At 63.1% G+C, this 18,237-nt stretch carries 18 protein-coding genes; 8 read left to right on the plus strand and 10 right to left on the minus strand.

Annotated elements, in window-relative coordinates; genetic code table 11:
• The first annotated feature begins 67 nt into the window (after window positions 1-67).
• The 3 genes from ACD578_RS02910 (at window position 68) to ACD578_RS02920 (ending at window position 3,951) form a co-directional block, all read left to right on the plus strand.
• The gene (locus ACD578_RS02910; RefSeq protein WP_404290707.1) at window positions 68-1,606 is read left to right on the plus strand and encodes a helicase HerA-like domain-containing protein; all 1,539 of its coding nucleotides are present in this window, start codon (window positions 68-70) and stop codon (window positions 1,604-1,606) included.
• 250 nt (window positions 1,607-1,856) lie between these two features.
• Window positions 1,857-2,513: an SGNH/GDSL hydrolase family protein gene (locus ACD578_RS02915; RefSeq protein WP_404290709.1), complete on the plus strand. Its 657-nt coding sequence runs from the start codon at window positions 1,857-1,859 to the stop codon at window positions 2,511-2,513.
• A 55-nt stretch (window positions 2,514-2,568) separates the two neighbouring features.
• Window positions 2,569-3,951, plus strand: coding sequence for a M20/M25/M40 family metallo-hydrolase (locus tag ACD578_RS02920; protein ID WP_404290711.1), 1,383 nt, complete (start codon window positions 2,569-2,571; stop codon window positions 3,949-3,951).
• 121 nt (window positions 3,952-4,072) lie between these two features.
• Here ACD578_RS02920 and ACD578_RS02925 read toward each other — a convergent pair whose 3' ends face one another.
• Window positions 4,073-4,750: a haloacid dehalogenase type II gene (locus ACD578_RS02925; RefSeq protein ID WP_404290713.1), complete on the minus strand. Its 678-nt coding sequence runs from the start codon at window positions 4,748-4,750 to the stop codon at window positions 4,073-4,075.
• Window positions 4,751-4,919: 169 nt separating this feature from the next.
• Between ACD578_RS02925 and ACD578_RS02930 the strand changes: the two genes are divergently transcribed.
• Window positions 4,920-5,795: a branched-chain amino acid aminotransferase gene (locus ACD578_RS02930; RefSeq protein ID WP_404290715.1), complete on the plus strand. Its 876-nt coding sequence runs from the start codon at window positions 4,920-4,922 to the stop codon at window positions 5,793-5,795.
• Between the two features lie 101 nt (window positions 5,796-5,896).
• On the opposite strand, the gene ACD578_RS02935 is transcribed toward ACD578_RS02930, so the two are convergent.
• Complete coding sequence (locus ACD578_RS02935) at window positions 5,897-7,696, minus strand: methyl-accepting chemotaxis protein (RefSeq protein ID WP_404293673.1); 1,800 nt, start codon at window positions 7,694-7,696, stop codon at window positions 5,897-5,899.
• Window positions 7,697-8,070: 374 nt separating this feature from the next.
• On the opposite strand from ACD578_RS02935, the gene ACD578_RS02940 reads away from it, so the two are divergent.
• Window positions 8,071-8,790 carry a DUF1194 domain-containing protein gene (locus ACD578_RS02940; protein WP_404290717.1) on the plus strand — a complete coding sequence of 240 codons (720 nt, stop codon included), beginning with the start codon at window positions 8,071-8,073 and terminating at the stop codon, window positions 8,788-8,790.
• 71 nt (window positions 8,791-8,861) lie between these two features.
• On the plus strand, window positions 8,862-10,031 hold the full coding sequence (locus ACD578_RS02945) for an adenylate/guanylate cyclase domain-containing protein (protein ID WP_404290719.1): 1,170 nt from the start codon (window positions 8,862-8,864) through the stop codon (window positions 10,029-10,031).
• Here the strand turns inward: ACD578_RS02945 and ACD578_RS02950 are convergent.
• The 5 genes from ACD578_RS02950 to ACD578_RS02970 all read right to left on the minus strand — a co-directional run bounded on the left by ACD578_RS02950 (window position 10,020) and on the right by ACD578_RS02970 (window position 14,351).
• Window positions 10,020-10,733 (minus strand): RNA polymerase sigma factor, encoded by a 714-nt coding sequence (locus ACD578_RS02950; RefSeq protein ID WP_404290721.1) that lies wholly within the window; start codon window positions 10,731-10,733, stop codon window positions 10,020-10,022. The two genes, ACD578_RS02945 and ACD578_RS02950, sit on opposite strands and share 12 nt — an antisense overlap.
• Window positions 10,734-10,803: 70 nt before the next feature.
• Entirely contained in the window at window positions 10,804-11,319 is a 516-nt protein-coding gene (locus tag ACD578_RS02955) for a plastocyanin/azurin family copper-binding protein (RefSeq protein WP_162866294.1), read from the minus strand.
• On the minus strand, window positions 11,316-11,735 hold the full coding sequence (locus tag ACD578_RS02960; RefSeq protein ID WP_404290723.1) for a DUF5602 domain-containing protein: 420 nt from the start codon (window positions 11,733-11,735) through the stop codon (window positions 11,316-11,318). The genes ACD578_RS02955 and ACD578_RS02960 overlap by 4 nt, the downstream gene beginning before the upstream one ends.
• A 97-nt stretch (window positions 11,736-11,832) precedes the next feature.
• A complete protein-coding gene (murJ, locus tag ACD578_RS02965) occupies window positions 11,833-13,359 on the minus strand; it encodes a murein biosynthesis integral membrane protein MurJ (protein ID WP_404290725.1) in 1,527 nt (508 codons plus the stop codon).
• A gap of 5 nt (window positions 13,360-13,364) precedes the next feature.
• Window positions 13,365-14,351 (minus strand): glycosyltransferase, encoded by a 987-nt coding sequence (locus tag ACD578_RS02970; protein ID WP_162003269.1) that lies wholly within the window; start codon window positions 14,349-14,351, stop codon window positions 13,365-13,367.
• Between the two features lie 96 nt (window positions 14,352-14,447).
• Here ACD578_RS02970 and ACD578_RS02975 point away from each other — a divergent pair, with 96 nt between their 5' ends.
• Complete coding sequence (locus ACD578_RS02975; protein ID WP_404290727.1) at window positions 14,448-15,299, plus strand: ChbG/HpnK family deacetylase; 852 nt, start codon at window positions 14,448-14,450, stop codon at window positions 15,297-15,299.
• A 4-nt stretch (window positions 15,300-15,303) separates the two neighbouring features.
• Here ACD578_RS02975 and ACD578_RS02980 read toward each other — a convergent pair whose 3' ends face one another.
• A complete protein-coding gene (locus tag ACD578_RS02980; protein ID WP_404290729.1) occupies window positions 15,304-15,783 on the minus strand; it encodes a DUF2938 domain-containing protein in 480 nt (159 codons plus the stop codon).
• A 70-nt stretch (window positions 15,784-15,853) separates the two neighbouring features.
• Window positions 15,854-16,453, minus strand: coding sequence for a superoxide dismutase (locus ACD578_RS02985; RefSeq protein WP_404290731.1), 600 nt, complete (start codon window positions 16,451-16,453; stop codon window positions 15,854-15,856).
• A gap of 286 nt (window positions 16,454-16,739) precedes the next feature.
• Between ACD578_RS02985 and ACD578_RS02990 the strand changes: the two genes are divergently transcribed.
• Window positions 16,740-17,690, plus strand: coding sequence for a hypothetical protein (locus tag ACD578_RS02990; RefSeq protein WP_404290733.1), 951 nt, complete (start codon window positions 16,740-16,742; stop codon window positions 17,688-17,690).
• Here ACD578_RS02990 and ACD578_RS02995 read toward each other — a convergent pair.
• Complete coding sequence (locus ACD578_RS02995) at window positions 17,683-18,237, minus strand: hydrolase (protein WP_404290735.1); 555 nt, start codon at window positions 18,235-18,237, stop codon at window positions 17,683-17,685. The genes ACD578_RS02990 and ACD578_RS02995 overlap by 8 nt on opposite strands.

Here is an 18,237-nt window from a genome sequence, read left to right on the forward strand (position 1 = left end):
GCATCGGACTGATGCCAAAAGTGCGATCCGCTTTTGGGCCCGATGCTCTGGATTCTGGAGAGACACGATGCTCGAGGACGGGAAGATCTTCATCGGCAAAGGCACCAAGCCGGAATATCTGGATCTGAGGCTTGCCAACCGCCACGGCCTGGTGACGGGCGCCACGGGCACGGGCAAGACCGTCTCGCTCCAGGTGCTGGCGGAAGGGTTTTCCAACGCGGGCGTGCCGGTCTTCGCCGCCGACATCAAGGGCGATCTCTCCGGCATGGCCGCCCCCGGCAACGGCAAGGAGCCCCTGGTCAAACGGGCCAAGGAGATCGGCATCGAATACGTGCCGGACAAATTTCCGGTGGTGTTCTGGGACCTGTTCGGCGAGCAGGGGCATCGCGTGCGGGCAACCATCTCCGAGATGGGGCCGTTGCTTCTCTCCCGTCTTCTCGACCTCAACGATACGCAGGAAGGCGTGCTCAACATCGCGTTCCGCATCGCCGACGAGCAGGGGCTACTGCTGCTCGACTTGAAGGATCTGCGTGCTCTCCTGCAGCTCATCTCCGACAATGCCAGCGAGCTCACCACCACTTACGGAAATGTGTCGAAGGCGACCATCGGCACCATCCAGCGGCAGCTTCTTGTCCTGGAAAACCAGCAGGGCGATGAATTCCTCGGCGCACCGGCGCTCGACATCAAGGACCTGATGCGCACGGATCGCGACGGGCGCGGCGTCGTCAACATTCTGGCGGCGGACAAGCTCATGAGCAATCCGCGCCTCTACGCCACCTTCCTTCTGTGGCTGATGTCCGAACTGTTCGAGGAACTGCCGGAAGTCGGCGATGTCGATCAGCCCAAGCTCGTCTTCTTCTTCGACGAGGCCCATCTTCTCTTCAACGATGCGCCGAAGGCGCTCGTCGATACGGTGGAGCGCGTAGTTCGCCTCATTCGTTCGAAAGGCATCGGCGTTTATTTCATCACGCAGAACCCGGTCGATGTGCCCGAGAGCGTGCTCGCGCAGCTCGGCAACCGGGTGCAGCACGCGCTTCGCGCCTATACCCCGCGCGAGCAGAAGGCGGTGCGCGTGGCGGCGCAAACTTTCCGCCAGAACCCGGCCTTCGATACGGAGAAGGCCATCACCGAACTCGGCGTCGGCGAGGCCCTGGTCTCGACCCTGGAAGGGAAGGGGGCGCCGTCCATGGTGGAGCGTACGCTGATCGCGCCGCCCATGGCGCAGGTCGGGCCGATCGAACTCACGGAGCGCCAGCAGATCATGGCTTCGAGCCCCATGAGGGGCAAATACGACCAGCTGGTCGATCCGGAATCCGCCTATGAGATGCTCGCCAAGCGCGCCGAGCAGGCGGCGGCCGAAGCCAAGGCGGCCGAAGGCGGAGGCGGCATTCTGGATATGCTCGGCGGGCTCTTCGGCACGACGGGCCAGCGCAAGGGATCGATGACCGCGACGCAGCGGGTGACGCGTGAGGTCACCCGCACGATCGTCAACCAGACGGTGGGCGGCCTGGCGGCCGAGATCGGCAAAACCATCGGTGGTCGCCAGGGCAGCTCCATCGGCCGCGCCATCGTGCGCGGAACCCTGGGCGGTCTCCTGCGGCGGTAAGGTAAAAATGTCACAACATCTCTTAATCAAGGAGAAACGCGGTAAGTGAATATTGGGTTTTGCAGTGTAATTATGTAAGGAAGTGGCAGGCGTATCTGCGTGAACCCATTCCGACCCTCTGATGTCCTTCAGTTTTTTCCACTCCTTCCCTCGGACCCGCTTGGCCGGAAGCCCCCTTGGCTTGGTCGCGGTTTCTCTTGGGGTCCTTGCCCTCTGCGGTGGGTTGGCATTCTGGGCCGGAACGAAGCAGATGAGGAGGCTCAATTCCGAAACTTATGCGGAGGAGCGCCTGCCGCTGATCAACGCCCATCTCGACGAGGCCCGGAAGGGTTTCATCTTTCTCGCAGGTGATTCACACGCCGAGCTGTTCAACGAAACCTACCGCCTGTGCGGCCGCGAGATGGTGAACGGCGGGATAAGCGGCGCAAAATCCGATCTCTACCGGGACTTCGCGCCGAGGCTCGAGTTCCGGTCTCGTCCGGAGGCGATCGTGTTGACTATCGGCACGAACAACCTGACCCGGAAAAGGGATCCGCTAGCACCGTCATCGCAGCGCGCTTATGAACGCGACGTTTCGCAAATCGTCGCGACCTTCCGGAAATTGGCGCCTCGCGTGATCGTCACGGCCGTTCCACCGATCAGCTCCTTCAGGGACGGTTTCGAGATTCCGGCCGTCGCGGCTTATTCGGAGGAGCTCCGCAAGCTGTGCGCCCGCGAGGGATGCGAATATGTCGATCCCTACGACTCCGCTCGCGAACGGGACGGAAGCACGGCTCAGCCCGGCACGATGCGGGACGGGGTGCATTTGGCTTCGTACCGCGCCGTCCAGGCCCGGCTTGGCGCCTTGCTGTGCCCCGGTGGCAGCCTGCAACCCGTAGCGTTGAAATCCGCAGAGGCCTTGCAATAAGCCAGGATCGGGAGCATGGAATCGGCAGCTTGTCCCCAGTGAGTTGCATTCTTCCATGTCCCATCTCGATCAAGTTCTTCAGCGCATCGATACCGATCTCGACGCTTCTTTGGAGCGGCTGTTCCAGTGGCTGAAAGTGCCATCCATCTCCACCGATCCAGCCTACAAGGATCATTGCCGCATTGCCGGGCAATGGCTGGTCGAGGAGCTGAAGAGCATCGGCGTCGAGGCCTCCCTGCGCGAGACGGGCGGGCATCCGGTGGTGCTTGGCCATGCCGACGGCGAGGCGAAGCTGCATGTGCTCTTCTACGGGCATTACGACGTGCAGCCGGTCGATCCGCTCGAACTCTGGGAAACGCCGCCCTTCGAGCCGCGCATCATCACGCTTGCCGACGGCCGTAAGGCCATCAGCGCCCGCGGCTCTGCTGACGACAAGGGGCAGGTGATGACCTTCGTCGAGGCCTGCCGCGCCTGGAAGGCCGCGACGGGTTCGCTGCCGATCGACATCACCTTCCTTGTCGAGGGCGCGGAAGAGGATGGCTCCAAGTTCCTGCCCGAATTCATCGTTGCCAACAAGGACGAGTTGAAGGCCGATGTCGCCCTCGTCTGCGACACCGGCATGTGGGACCAGGATACGCCTGCCATCACGTCTTCCTTGCGGGGCATGGTCTATGAGGAAGTGATCGTGCGCTGCGCGGACCGCGATCTGCATTCGGGCGCCTTCGGCGGCGCGGCTCGCAATCCGATCCATGTGCTCTCGAAGATCATCGCGGCCATTCACGACGACGATGGTCGGATCACGATTGCGGATTTCTACGAGGGCGTGCCCGAAACGCCGACGCAGGTCCTCGATCAATGGAAGGGTCTCAATCTCACCGAGGAGGAGTTCCTCGGCCAGATCGGCCTGAAGCATTCCGCCGGCGAGAAGGGACGCATGCTCATCGAGCAGATCCAGTCACGCCCCACCTGCGACGTGAACGGCATCATCGGTGGCTATACCGGCGAGGGCACCAAGACGGTCATTGCGGCCGAAGCCCGCTGCAAGGTCTCCTTCCGTCTCGTGGGCGATCAGGATCCGGCGAAGATCTCCGAGAATTTCCAGGCCTTCGTGCGCGAGCGCATTCCCGCCGATTGCTCGGTAGAATTCATCAAGCACAAGGGCTCGCGCGCTTTGGCGCTTCCGCACGATTTCCCGGCGATCACCGCCGCGAAATCGGCGCTGCACGACGAATGGAAGAAGGATCCGATCGTCATCGGCATGGGCGGCTCGATCCCGGTCGGCGGCGATTTCAAGCGGACGCTTGGCCTCGACACCCTCTTCGTCGGCTTCGGTCTCGACGACGACCGCATCCATTCGCCGAACGAGAAATACGACCTCAAGAGCTTCCACAAAGGCACGCGCTCCTGGGCGCGGATCCTGGCGGCTCTGGCGAAGTGAATTGTTTTACGTTCGGTGCTCCGCACACGTCATCACCGGCCTTGTGCCGGTGATCTCGCTTCGGTAGAGCGCAAGCCCTTCTGATCGGGATGGTCGGGGCAGGCCCAGCCATGACGACGTTCTAAACAAGCTCACCAAGCGACGACACCACCGCCTGGGGCGGGAGGTCCGAGTACTCCTCCGGCAGCCCAAGCCGGTTCACCCAGACGGGCGTGAAGCCGAATGCGGCGGCGCCTGCGATGTCCCAGCGGTTCGAGGAGACGAAGACAACTTCGTTTGGGGCGACGGGCAACGCCTGAAGTACGAGTTCATAAGTGCGGGGGCTCGTCTTGAACACCTGTGCCGAGTCGACCGACAGGATTGCATCGAAATCGTCGGCCAGACCTGCCGATGCGACCGCCGCGTTCAGCATGCCCGGATCGCCGTTCGAAAGGATACCCGTTCTCAAGCCTTGTACCCGCAGGGCGCTCAATGTGGGCCGGACCTCCGGGTAGGCATCCAGTGTGCGATAAGCCTCCAGCAGGAGCGGTCTGACCGAACGATCGATCTGCGGAAACCGGGCAAAAGCATAGTCGAGTGCCTTCTCGGTCAAGGTCCAGAAGGGCTCGTAGCGGCTGGCGAGCGACAACACCCAGGAATATTCGAGCTGCTTCGCGCGCCAGATCTCGGAGAAGCGCGCCGCGTCCGGTCCGACTTCGGCCATGTGGCGGGCGACGGCCGAGTGCACGTCGAACAACGTGCCATAGGCGTCGAAGATGACCGCCTTGGCATGGGCAGGGATGATGGCTGAGGAGGGCATCCGGCAAGGTTCTCACTGGTGGCGATCAATGGCAATCCGACCAATGATCAGCCCTCCTCATGAATTCCATCACAAGTCTTTATGTCCCAATGGCCGAAGGAACGATTGACGGGTAGGCCCATAGGGGATTCGATGCGGCAGGCTTTCCGACCTGAGAGGATTGAGACAAGTGGCTTGGCATTCGCAGACCTGGAACTGGTTCAACGGCGCATGGCATGAGGGCAATCCGCCCCTGATCGGGCCGCGCTCCCATGTCTCCTGGCTCGGCTCGTCCGTGTTCGATGGCGCACGCATATTCGAGGGCGTCGCGCCCGATCTCGAGCGCCATTGCGAACGCGTGAACCGCTCAGCCCCCACCATCGGCCTCAAGCCCACCATGGACGTCGGGACCATGCTCGATCTCGTTCGCGAGGGCGTGAAGAAGTTCGCTCCGGGCACGGCGCTCTACGTGAAGCCCATGTATTGGGGCGAGGCCGAGGGCTTGGCCACGATCGCGCCGGATCCGGAATCGACCCAGTTCTGCCTCTCGCTGTTCGAGGCGCCGATGCCGGTGCCGGGCGGGCTCTCGGTCATGAAATCGAGCTTCCGCCGTCCGACCCTCGAATCCATGCCGACCGACGCGAAGGCCGGAGCGCTCTATCCCAACAATGCCCGCGTGCTTCGCGAAGCGAAGGAGAAGGGTTTCGACAACGCGCTTGTCTGCGATGCGCTCGGCAACGTGGCCGAGACCGGTACGTCCAATGTGTTCATGGCCAAGGGCGGCGTGGTCTATACGCCGTATCCGAATGGCACGTTCCTGAACGGCATCACCCGCCAGCGCGTGATCCAGCTTCTGCGCGACGACGGCGCCGAGGTGGTCGAGGGAACGCTGCGCTACGAGGATTTCGCCAATGCCGACGAGATCTTCATCTCCGGCAACTATTCCAAGGTGATGCCGGTGCTGCGCATCGACAGCCGCGATCTTCAGCCGGGCCCGTTCTATCGCCGGGCGCGCGAGCTCTACTGGGCCTTCGCCCATGACAAGGGGATCCTCAAGGCCGCCTGAGGCCACGCCGGGGCGAGACCACCTGCGTAAAAGACAATGGGCGCGAGAGGCTTTTGATAGCCTCTCGCGCCCATCTTGTTTGAGCGGCGTTGCTTTGAAATTCAGGCAGCCTTGACGCCGTGCAGGAAGGTCGAGACCTCGTGGCCGAGGTCTTCGGAGTGACGGGCGAGCTCCTGGGCCACGCCCAGCACTTGAGAAGCTGCAGCGCCGTTTTCCTGGGCCGCCTGCTGTACACCGACGATATTGCCGGTCACCTGCTCGGTTCCCCGTGCCGCCTCCTGCACGTTGCGGGCGATCTCGGCGGTGGCCGCGCCCTGCTCCTCCATGGCGGCCGCGATCGAGGTCGAGATCTGGCTCATCTCGGTGATCGTGCGGGCGATCTCCTGGATCGCCGCCACGGTCTGCTGCGTCGCCTGCTGCACCGAGCCGATCTGAGCCGAGATCTCCTCCGTCGCCTTGGCCGTCTGGGTGGCTAAGTCTTTCACCTCCGAAGCTACCACGGCAAAGCCCTTGCCGGCCTCGCCGGCGCGTGCCGCCTCGATGGTGGCGTTGAGCGCCAAGAGGTTGGTCTGGCCCGCGATGGTGTTGATCAGCTGCACCACATTGCCGATCTTCTCGGCGCTGGCGGCAAGCTCCTGCACCGTGGCGCTGGTGCGTCGGGTGCCGGCCACCGCCCGTTCCGCCACTTGCGAGGATTGCGCCACTTGGCTCGCGATCTCGCGGATCGAGATCGACAACTCCTCGGTGGCGGCCGCCACCGTCTGCACGTTGGCCGAGGTCTGCTGGGCCGCCGACGAGACGGTGACCAGCTGATCAGCAGCCTGCTCAACGCCCGTCGTCATGGTCTGCGCGGTGGCTTCCATTTCGGTGGCGGCCGAGGACAGGCCCTGCGTCAGGGCCGACACGGTGGCATCGAAGCGCTTCGTGAGTTGGTCGAGCACCTCGGCGCGGCGCATGCGGGCATCTGCATCCTGAGCGGTAGCGGCGTCTGCCTCTTTCTTGGCAATCAACGCATCCTTGAACACTTGGAGGACCCTCGCGAGCATGCCGATCTCGTCGCCCTTGTGAGCATCCGTGACGTGGACCGCCAGGTTGCCGCCCGCGAGATCCTGCATTTGGCCCGTGATGCGTGTCAATGGACGGGAGACGCCCGCAAGGACCCACCAACCTGCAAACACAAGAGCGATCGCGCTCAAAGCGACGACTGCGATGAACGCCATGCTGATCGTCGAGAACAGGCTGTTCGCCGCGTCGGCCCGCGCTTTCGCGGATTCAAGCTGGATGTTCACGAGTTTGCCGATGGCTTCGGAAACAGGATCGATAGCGGCATAGAGATCCGTCATCGTGAAGAATGTCAGGCTGACCTTGTCTTCCGCCTTCAGAAACTCCGTGAGCTTCTCGATTGCGGCATCGGCCTTTTTCATCAGCTCCTGAGCGTCCTGGGCAGATTTCAGTTCGCTCGGATCATCGATTTTCGCCTTATAGGCTGACCAGTGCTTGCTGATGTCCGCCTTCGCGACTTCAACGCCCTTCAGGGCGTCGGCCCATCCTAGATTGTCATTGCGCACCTTATGGGAAGTATCGACGATGTTCACCGCGTAGAGATCGGCGACCATCTTCAGATCTCGCAGCGGCACGACGCGATCCGCATAGATCCTGTCGACGGAAGCATGCATCGATTGGGTCCCGAACCAACCTCCGCCGACTGCGGAGACGATCAGAAGCGCCAAGACACCAAAGACGAGAAACAGTTTAGTCCGGATGGACCAGGATCGCAGCGAGAAAGACACGTGATTGCCCCATGAGAATATCTTGTCCTTGCAGGAAAGTATTTCAGGAATTGTGAAACGTCGGGTTAACCGTGTTTGATCTTTTGCGGATGTGGTCGATGAGCGCCACATCGTTGTCGGCAATGACAACAATCTGCCCTTCTCCTCCAGCCGCGAGCCCGACAACGAATTCGTTCTGCTCGATGTCGCGGATCTGCTGAAGGCCCGGTGATATTTCCGTGTCATCCCCGGCAAGCGTCGGCCGGAAAAGTAACCTCACACGTCATCACGGGCCTTGTGCCGGTGATCCCGGTGTTGAGGAGCACGGCGCTTCTTCTGATCCGGATGGCCGGGACAGGCCCGGCCATGACGGAAGGGCCTAAGATCCGACATCGGCCGGGAACAACGCGAGGAACCGCCAACAAACTTGTGATCGCTCGGAACAACGGCCCTCCTTCAGAGCGCCCTAAATGGCTCCAGCATTGTGCTCAACGCTGGAGCCCTCGATGCGTTTTGTTCTGACAAGCCTTGTCGCTCTCGGACTCCTGACCGCCCAGGCATCCGCGGAATCGGTCGATCTGGAACTGGTTTTCGCCGCAGATGGCTCGGGCTCCATCGACGATGCCGAGTTGCGGCTTCAGCGGCAGGGCTGGGCCGATGCGCTGACGAGCCCCGATGTGCTCACCGGCATCACGGATGGGCCCGTCGGCGCCATCGCGGTCGCCTTCATGGAATGGGGTGGGCCGAGTTCACAGGTCCTCATCGTCGACTGGCACGTGATCCGTGACGAGGCGAGCGCGAGGGTCTTCGCCGACAAGCTCATGAGCGCGCCGCGGGGAGCCTATGGCTACAACTCCATCTCCAATGCCATCGACTTTTCCGTGCGCCTCGTCGAGACAAACGCCCATGAGGGCACGCGCAAGGTCATCGACGTGTCGGGCGACGGTCCGAACATGAACGGCCGGTCGCTGGAGCAGGCGAGAGCGGATGCCCTGGCCAAGGGCTTCACCATCAACGCCCTCGCGATCCGTCGCCCCGGCAGCGGCCGTCCAGGTGGGCCCGGCGGCATGTCGCTGGAGGATTACTATGGCCAGAGCGTCATCGGGGGGCCTGGTTCCTTTGTCGAGATGGCCGATGAAATGCGCCCCTTTGCCGTAGCCGCCCGCCGCAAGCTCCTGACGGAAATCGCAGGAACGGGCGGAGCCTCGCGCCACGCAAGCCGGTGAACCGGTTCGAACATCGGATCGATCCCAAAAGTGGTGTCCACTTTTGAACCCGATGCTCTAGAGTGGCCGCCATGGCGAATCTCGAAGACTGGATCATTGAACAGGGCCTGCGGGGAGCGGATGTCGGCTCGTTGCTCTCAGGCTTCGCCGAGCGGCTGGTGACCGAAGGGATGCCGCTGGTCCGGGTCTATCTCGCCCTGCCGACCGTCAATCCGACGATCCGCGTCTACACCCATGTCTGGACCCGCTCGGCCGGCCTGATGGTCGAGGGCGTCTCCCATGAGCGCAATGAACTTGCGTTCGATCGGAGCCCCTTCGCCTACATGATGCAGACCGACCAGACGAGCTGCCATTGGCATGTCGATGATCCGAAAGACCGGCAGTTCGACGTATTCGACGATGTCAGGCGCGAGGGTGGGACCGATTATCTGGCGCGCCTCTTCAGCTTCGAGAACACGAGCGCCCCGGACCTCCGGGGTATCGGTATCTCCCTTTCCAGTAGCCGTCCCGTGGGGCTCCAGGCGGAGGAGATTGCCCGGATCGATGCACTTCTGCCCCTGTTGGGCCTGGCCGCCTATCGCATGACGCTGTTCGACCTCACGGTGGCCATGCTCGACACCTATGTGGGGCTCTCCGCCGGAAGACGGGTCCTGAGCGGCGAGATCCGGCGCGGGTTCGGCACGACCGTGACGGCCGCGCTCCTGTTCGCGGATCTGCGCGGCTTCACCAGTCTGGCCGACACCGCCGGCATGGACCTGATCGCCCGGCTCGACCAGCATCTCGAGGCCATGGCGGATCCCGTGGCGGAGCAGGGCGGTGAAGTGCTCAAGTTCATGGGAGATGGCGTCCTGGCGGCGTTTCCGATCACGGAGGAGCGTTCCCGCGAGAGCGCCTGCGCGGCGGCGATACAGGCTGCGCGAACGGCGCTCGAACGCAATGACGCCGTCAACCGCCTCCGTGCCGGCGAGACGCCGCTCAACCTCGACATCGCGCTCCATTGCGGGGATGTATTCTACGGCAATATCGGTGCGGCCGGGCGACTCGATTTCACGGTCATCGGCCCCGCCGTCAACGAGGTCAGCCGCATGGAGGCCCTCTGCAACAGTCTCGACTGCTCCGTCGTCCTGTCAGACAGCGTTGCCTCGGTGAGCCCGGTCCCCGTCCGCTCCCTCGGCCGACACCGCCTCCGGGGCATCGCGGCGGAACGGGAGCTGTTCACATTCACGACATCAGGAGACTGAACACGGAGTCGGTTCGACAAGTCGCTCCAGAACGACTTGCGTGATCCGCGCGCAGCGGGCTCCTGCGAAGGGAAAGGCGTCGGTGAGTGCCGTCGAGAGGGTCTTGTCGAGGCTTTGCCTCAGGAGGCGCCGGGCGCGGTGAAGCCGTGTCTTCACCGTCTCCGGGCGCAGGCCGAGCTGACAGGCCGTCGCCTCGATGCTCATCTCCTCGATATCCCGTAGAACGAAGACGATGCGGAACGAGTCGGGCAACTGGTCAATGGCTCGTTCGATCAGGCGGCGGATTTCGGCACGGGCGGCGGCGGCTTCGGGATCGCCCTCCTGTCGGGCCGTGGGCAGGAAGATGACGCGGGCCTCTCCCTGGTCATCGATCGTGTCGATTTTCTTCAGCTCGACAGAAGGCCGCCTGTTCCGAAGTCGGCCCAGTGCCTCGTTGAGCGCGATCCGCGTGAGCCAGGTCGCAAGACGCGCCTCGCCACGGAAGCTGTCCAGATGGGTAAAAGCACGAAGATAGGCCTCCTGAACCGCATCTTCGGCCTCGGCATCGTCGCCGAGAACGCTGCGCACGATCCGGTAGAGCTGCCGGTTGTGGCGCTCCATGATCAGGCGGAGGGCCGCTCCATCCTGCCGCTTGGCCCGCTCGACCAGAGCCATGTCATCCAGGTTGTCCAACGACGGAGTTATGGCGGTCCCCGATTGCATGGGCAGTCTCCCGTGTCTTGCCATTAGATGGTCAGGCGTCTCAAACGTTCCCAGGTGATATGGACCGGTTTCATGTTCGGCGAACGGTGCCCCGCTGCATGATCTCGTCAATCGACGGGAACGCCTGCAAGGCGATGTCCGGGAGCGCCTGTGCAGCCGACCCGCCTGAAGGACGGCTGCCCGGATGCCCCACGACGATCCGCCCGACCATCCCGGCGTGCTCGTGCGGAATGCAGAAGAAATCGTACACGCCTTCCACCCTGAGCATGACCGAAAAGGCCTCATTGGGAAGGAGATAGTCCGAGTTCCAGGGCTCGGCACCCTCGGGGATGCGCAGCGGGCGCTCAAAATTGTTCGGATGATAGGCCGTCGCCGTATGCGAGTTTCCGGGATCCCGATTGACCCAGCGGATCGTCTGGCCGGGCTGGACGTGAAGGCCGACGGGATCGAACCATACATGCGAGCCGTCCGCCTTGCCCTGCATCCTGATCTCGACCGGTTCGCCGGCAAGGGACGGGCGGTACCATGCCAGACCGGCGAGGAGACCCCCGCCGATCCGCAGGACATGTCGCCGCGACGGCATCATTTTGCCGCCACCCGCGACTCGTCGGCCTTCGGCACATGCCACAGGACGACATGCGCATGGGGCTTCTCGACGCCGGGATGCCCGGCATTGAAATAGACGTCCACGTGGTCGACCTTGCCGCCGGGGGCCGCGAGATCGTCGAAGCGCTTGTCTTTGTTGGTGAGGTCCTCGATGGGGAGCATGTAGACCGTGCTGACGAGCCGTCCCTCACGGTCATAGGCTAGGAACGGCCCGGCAGGCAGGGTCTTGGGATCGACATAGAGCTGACCGAGGCCCGGCAGGAAGTCGGGCAGCTTCACGAGTTCGCTCACCTTCTTGTAGGCCCCCGTCGGTGGAGCCTTCTCGACCTGATCGGCGGCCAAGGCCGGCAAGGCAAGCGTCAGGATTCCAATCGCAGCAGCGAAGCGGAAGATCATGATGTCATCCTCTCTCTGGGCCAGGCAATTCCCGGCACATCCGATTGGATGGAATCTCAGTCGAGAAGTTCCCGAATATCTCTCACCATTGGGGGTATCAGCGCCGCGACAGCCGAACTCCCAGCACCTTGAGGCCTGCCAGCAGCACGCCGCCATAGATCAGGGCGCCGGCGGCGCCGAGAACGGCAAGCAGGATCTCGTTGCGCCAGGCGGGGAGAGTGGCGGTCCATTCCGCGAGAGGCACGGGCGCAAACCACGCGAAGGCGGCAAGCAGCAGGCTTGCAACGGCGACCGCAGCCGACGTGCGGCCCAAGGTACGGCTCGGATCCATCCAGTCCCGGCGCATGGCGAGGATCACGAGGAGCCCGAGATTGACCCAGATGCCGATGGCGGTGGCGAGCGACAGGCCGACGACCCCGTAGGGGCCGGTCAGAACGATCTTCAGCGCCACGTTGACGGCGACCGCCGTGAGCGAGGCGATGAGCGGCGTCACCGTGTCGGAGCGGGAATAGAAGCTCGCCACGGCCGACCGGATGAGGACGGCGGCGGGCAGGCCGACGGCATAGGCCGCGAGCACCGCGCCGGAGCGCTGGGCGGCAGCCGCATCGAAGGCGCCGCGTTGGAACAGGGCCGACATGATGAGATCCGGCATGGTCAGGAAGGCCACGACGAACGGTGCCGCGAGGGCCAATGTCAGCCCCACCGCCCGGTTCTGGGCACCATGGGCTGCCGCAACATCGCCCGCGGCGATCCGGCGGCTCATCTCCGGCAGGAGCACGGTGCCGGCCGCGATGCCGATCACCCCGAGAGGCAGTTGATAGATGCGGTCGGCATAATAGAGCGAGGCCACCGCCCCTGTGGGCAGGAAGGAAGCGATGATCGTGTCGGCGAACATGGCAAGCTGCACGCCCGCCGAGCCGATCACGGCCGGGCCGAGGATCTTGAAGAAGTGTTTCATGGCCGGGTCGAGGCGCGGCGCCTCGATCTCGGGTGCAATGTCCAGCCGCTTGGCCGAGACCCAGACCAGCAGCAGTTCGAGCACGCCCGCGACCGTGACACCCCAGGCCGCCGCATAACCGGCATTGGGGAACAGGAAGGCGACGGCGAGAGCCGCCACGATGGAGACGTTGAGCAGGACGGGGGCTGCGGCGGCAGCCGCAAACCGTTCATGGGCGTTGAGGATGGCGGAGAGGATCGTCACCAGGGTAACGAAGAGGAGATAGGGGAAGGTGATGCGGGTGAGCGTCACCGCCAGATCGAATTTCGCCGGGTCCTCCGAGAAGCCGGGAGCGAGCAGGGTCACCACCACCGGCATCGCGAAGAGCGCCAGCACGAGGAGCACGACCTGCACGATCAGCATGAGTGTGCTGATGCGGCTGGCAAACGACCGGGCCGGCGAGGCCCCCTGCGTTTCCAGGACCTTCGCATAGGTGGGCAGGAACGCGCTGTTGAAGGCGCCCTCGCTGAAGATGGCCCGGAAATGGTTCGGGATGCGGGAAGCGACCACGAAGGCATCGGCGATGGGGCCGACGCCCATGACGGCCGCGATCACCACGTCGCGGATGAAGCCGGTGAGGCGCGAGACAAGCGTCCAGCCGCCGACGGAGAGGATTTTTCGGAACATCGCTGTCAGGCCCGGCGCATGCGGTAGTTTTCGGGAACGAGATCACTCGAGACTTCCGCCGCGCCGCCGATCCGCTCCGCCACCACATAAAGCGGCCGTCGCTTCACCTCCGCGAAGATGCGGCCGACATATTCGCCGACCACGCCGAGCGACATGAGCTGGATGCCGGAAAAGAACATGATCGAGACGATCAGGCTCGGGAAGCCGGGGAGGTCGGTGCCGAACAGGAGCGTGCGGATCACGAAGAACACGGCGGTGGCGATCGACAGGATCGAGATCAGGAAGCCGATATAGGTCCAGATCCGCAGCGGCACCGTCGAGAAGGCGGCAATGCCGTCGAAGGCGAAGCGGAAGAGCGTCCTGAAGCTCCATTTCGAGTTGCCGAACTGGCGCTCTTCCACCACGAAGGGCACACCGGTCGCCTTGAAGCCGATCCAGGCATAGAGGCCCTTCGAGAAGCGGGCCTTTTCGCCGAGGGTCCGCAGCACCTCGACGCCCTTGCGGTCGATGAGGCGGAAATCGCCTGCGCCTTCGGGCAGGCCGATTTCGCCGAAGCGGGAGAAAAGCTGATAGAACAGATGGGCGAAGCCGCGCTTGACGCGGGTTTCGTCGGAGCGGTCCGTGCGCTGCCCGTAGACCATGAGATAGCCGTCCCGCCAACGCTCCACGAAGGTCTCGATCATCTCCGGCGGATGCTGCAGGTCCGCATCCATGATCACCACGGCTTCGCCCTGTGCATGATCGAGCCCGGCCGCGATGGCGATTTCCTTGCCGAAATTGCGGCTGAAGGAGACGGCGCCGATGCGAGGCTCGGCGCGTCTGATCTCCTTGATCTTGTCCAGGGTATCGTCCCGGCTTCCGTCATCGATGAAGATCACCTCCCAGACAGAAGTGATCCGGCTGAGGATGGGGAGCAGGCGCTCGCACAGCGGTGCGATGTTCGCGCTCTCGTTGTGCACGGGGATGATGACGCTGAGCTGAGGCGACGCCACTGGAAAGACCCTTGATTATCGGGCTGCATCAAGAGCCGAGTTTGCGCCTTTGCTCAAGGGCATTAGGGTGCGGCAAAGCCGATTTTAAGGACAATCATGAGTTCCTTCCGTTCCGTAATACTCTGTGCCGATGATTTCGGCCTTGCCGATGGGGTCAGCCGGGGCATCGTGGAACTGGCGGAGATGGGCCGTTTGTCCGCGACCGGGGCGATGACCAACATGCCAGGGTGGCGCCGGGCGGCGCGGAGCCTAATGCCTCTCCGTGATCGGATTGCGGTCGGGTTGCACCTCAATTTCACCGCGGGCTCACCTTTGGGACCGATGCCGAGGCTTGCGCCCTCGGGCAGGTTTCCGGACTTGAAGGACCTGCTGCCGAAGGCCTTGAAACGGCAATTGCCCGGCGGCGAAATCGCTCAGGAAATCAGCCGCCAGATCGAAGCCTTCGAGGAGGCCCTCGGCCACGCACCCGCCTTCGTCGACGGCCACCAGCATGTCCATGTCCTGCCGGCGATCAGGCCGGCTCTGATCCAGGCTCTGAACGCGAGGGGCTATGCCGGGCGCGTGTGGCTGCGCGATCCCTCGGACAAAGCCATGGCGATCCTGCGCCGACCCATCGGGCGCAGCAAGGCACTGATCGTCAAATCCCTTGCCCGCGGCTTTGCTCGAAGCGCCCATGCGGCGGGCTTCCGGACGAACAAGGGCTTTTCAGGCTTTGCCCCGCTCGATCTCTCGGTTCCGGCTGCCAGAGTCTTCGAGGAAGCCTTCTCGAAACTCGGAGCACACCCCCTGGTCATGTGCCATCCGGGCTATGTGGATGACGAGCTGCGGGCCCTCGACCCGGCGCTGGAAAGCCGGGTGGAGGAGCTGAACTATCTGAAGTCCGACGCTTTTCGCGACTTGCTGGAGCAGCGAGGACTGAGACTCGTCCCGCGCCCTGAGGCTTCCTGATGCCTCAGCGGATGAGAAGGGCACTCGCGTAAAGGCCCAGTCCGAACACGATGTGTCCGGCGATGTTGAGAGCCCTGATCCGGTTCGCGTTGGGCCGCCTCGAGGCAGCGATGCCTGCGCCCATGCCGGGTTGAAGCAGGAACCAGCCCGCGCCGACCGTAACGAGGCCGACAATGAGGGCAGGTATCAGGGTCGGCTGCTGGAGCCAGTTGGAGGGCACGACAGCCAGCAGGATGGCCGCAAAGAGAATGCCGACGGCATAATGACCGATCCAGCCCCATGCCCGTTCATATGCAAAGGGACGGGCTTTTGCGATGTCCTCGTGATACACCGTACCGCCGGCAAGATGACAGAACCAACGGCCGACCAAGCCCCAGTTTGCCCCGGGAAGTCCAAAGGCATACCTCAGAAACAGCCCCCACAGATCGAAAACCGCTGTCGCGCCAATTCCGATCAGAATGGAATGGTACAGGAAGTCGATCACGGTCCGATCTCCACGGGAGTGACATGAAACGGGCCTCCGAAGAGGCCCGTCTAACGTATCGCTGTTTCGCTTACTTGGTCGCGTTCTCGTACATCTCCTCGACATGCTCCCAGTTCACGAGATTGTCGAGGAAGGCCTTGAGGTAGTCGGGACGGCGGTTGCGGTAGTCGATGTAGTAGGAGTGCTCCCACACGTCGCAGCCGAGGATCGGCTGGGCGCCGTGAACGAGCGGGTTCTCGCCGTTCGAGGTCTTCATGATGGTGATCTTGCCGTCCTTCACGGCAAGCCAGGCCCAGCCGGAGCCGAACTGGCCGACGCCGGCCTGGATGAAGTCCTCCTTCATCTTGTCGACCGAGCCGAGGTCCTCGACGATCTTCTTCTCGAGCTTGCCGGGAAGGGCGCCGCCGCCATTGGGCTTCATCCACAGCCAGAAATGGATGTGATTGTAATGCTGCCCGGCATTGTTGAAGAGGGCCTGGTTTTTGCCGTAGGAGCCTTCCACGACCTCCTCGACGCTCTTGCCCTCGAATTCCGTGCCTTTCAGCAGGTTGTTGCCGGTGTTGACGTAAGCCGCATGATGCTTGTCGTGGTGAAACTCCAGGGTTTCCTTCGACATGTAGGGCTGCAGAGCATCATAGGCATAAGGCAGTTCGGGCAGAGTGAACGACATCGGGGTCTCCTTTGGATTGAGCGACCTGAAGCGTTAGTTAAAGCGCCACCTGCCCAAGAGCAACGGCCAAGCTGCGGACTTTTTTCTGCTCAAGCTTCCCAGCCGGTTGTCTTTTGCCTATAGAGGCATAGCTTTGCCTTGATTATCTTAGCGCATCGTGCGGAAAAGTGGATCCGGTTTTCCGCCCCGAACGATGCGCCCTTATAGGGGGAGCATCGGATTGGATCCCAAAAGTGGGGTCCACTTTTGGGTCCGATGCTCTGGGTTTGCGTATGATGGAGACGGCATGATCATCGCTCTTCTGGCCCTCGCTTTTGCGATGATCGTTGGTGGGCTGCTCGCCGCTTTCTTTGGATGGGATATCGTTCTGGTCGAGCGCGGCTGGACGATGGTGATCGCCGGCAGCATCACGGCCGCGAGCGGCGCGATTCTGCTCGGCATCGCCGCCGCCGTCTCCAAGCTGGCGAAGATCGAGAAGCGCCTGTTGCAGCTCCAGGGCGGCTTCGACGAAGAAGCCCTTCTCGGGACGCCGAAATCATCGAAGAGACTTTCGCTTGCGGCGCTCTCCGGTGGCCTCGTGGCCGGAAAGACGGCCGCCGAGACTGACGACGGCGAGCGTGCCGATGACGCGCAGGCCACCCTTCCGCTCTTCGAGGATGAGGGCAAGCACGAGCCGATCAAGGAGGAGATAGAGGCTGCCAAATGGCCAGAGGAACCCAAAGTTCCCGACACTCTTCCGTCGTTCCCACCCAGGACAGGCCCGTCCTCTGCACCGTCCCATGAAGAAGACGAACTGGACATGAAGGTGCCCGACTTCCTTTTGGCGGAACGGGCGCGCGATGAGGACGAAGAGCCGCGCGTCAGTGACGGTGCCGACATCTATCATCGCGACCTGGATGAGCGTGGGCCCGAGCCGCGCGATCTCGACGAACGTGACGAGCGTCCGGAGCCCGTTGTCGAGATCGTGTCGGATCTTGAGCCGGAGCCCGATCGCGAGCCTGCCGTCACGACGGACGTCGAACGGGAAGCGGAGCTCGAAGATGAAACCGCTTCCGATGCATCGCGCCCTGCCATGGTCGTCGGCACCTACAATTCCGGCGACAATAAGTACGTGATGTTCTCGAATGGCTCCATCGAGGCGCAGACCCCGAGCGGTGTGTTCCGTTTCAAGTCCCTGGACGAGCTGAAGGAGTTCATCGCCGCAGGAGGCGAGGGAAGCCCGTCGTCCTCTATCTGAAGAGGGGAGCCAGCGCGCGGAAATCGTCCGTGGCCGCTTCTCCCATCCACTCGAAGGCGACCATCTCCGTCGTCACCCAATGGCAACCGGCATGAAGCAGCCGCGCGCAGGCGGTGGCGACGCTGTGGTTCGAGCGGCTCGACACCGCATCGGCAACGACGAAGACGTCCAGGCCCGTATTCCGAAATTCCAGAGCGCTTTGCAGCACGCAGATATGGGCTTCGGTTCCACAGATCACGAGCTGATTCAGGCCGCTGCCGCGCAAAGCTGCGATCCGCTCGGCAATCGCCGGGTCGCGGGCGGCGGAGAAGGCGGTTTTGGCCAACGTGACCGTTTCAGCCGGCAGCGCCTCCAGCACCGACGGTACGGTTGGGCCGAGGCCCTTGGGATATTGCTCCGTCACCGAGACGGGAATTCCCAGCCGCTTGGCAGCTTCCAGCAGGATTCTCACATTCCGGAGGACATTCTCGCCTTCATGGATGGCAGGCATGAGCCGGGCCTGGAGATCGACGACAAGAAGATGAGAGCGTGTCGCGTCGAGCAGCAT

Origin of the sequence: Microvirga sp. RSM25, from assembly GCF_044784385.1 — a bacterium.
In the GTDB taxonomy this organism is placed as follows: Bacteria; Pseudomonadota; Alphaproteobacteria; order Rhizobiales; family Beijerinckiaceae; genus Microvirga; species Microvirga tunisiensis.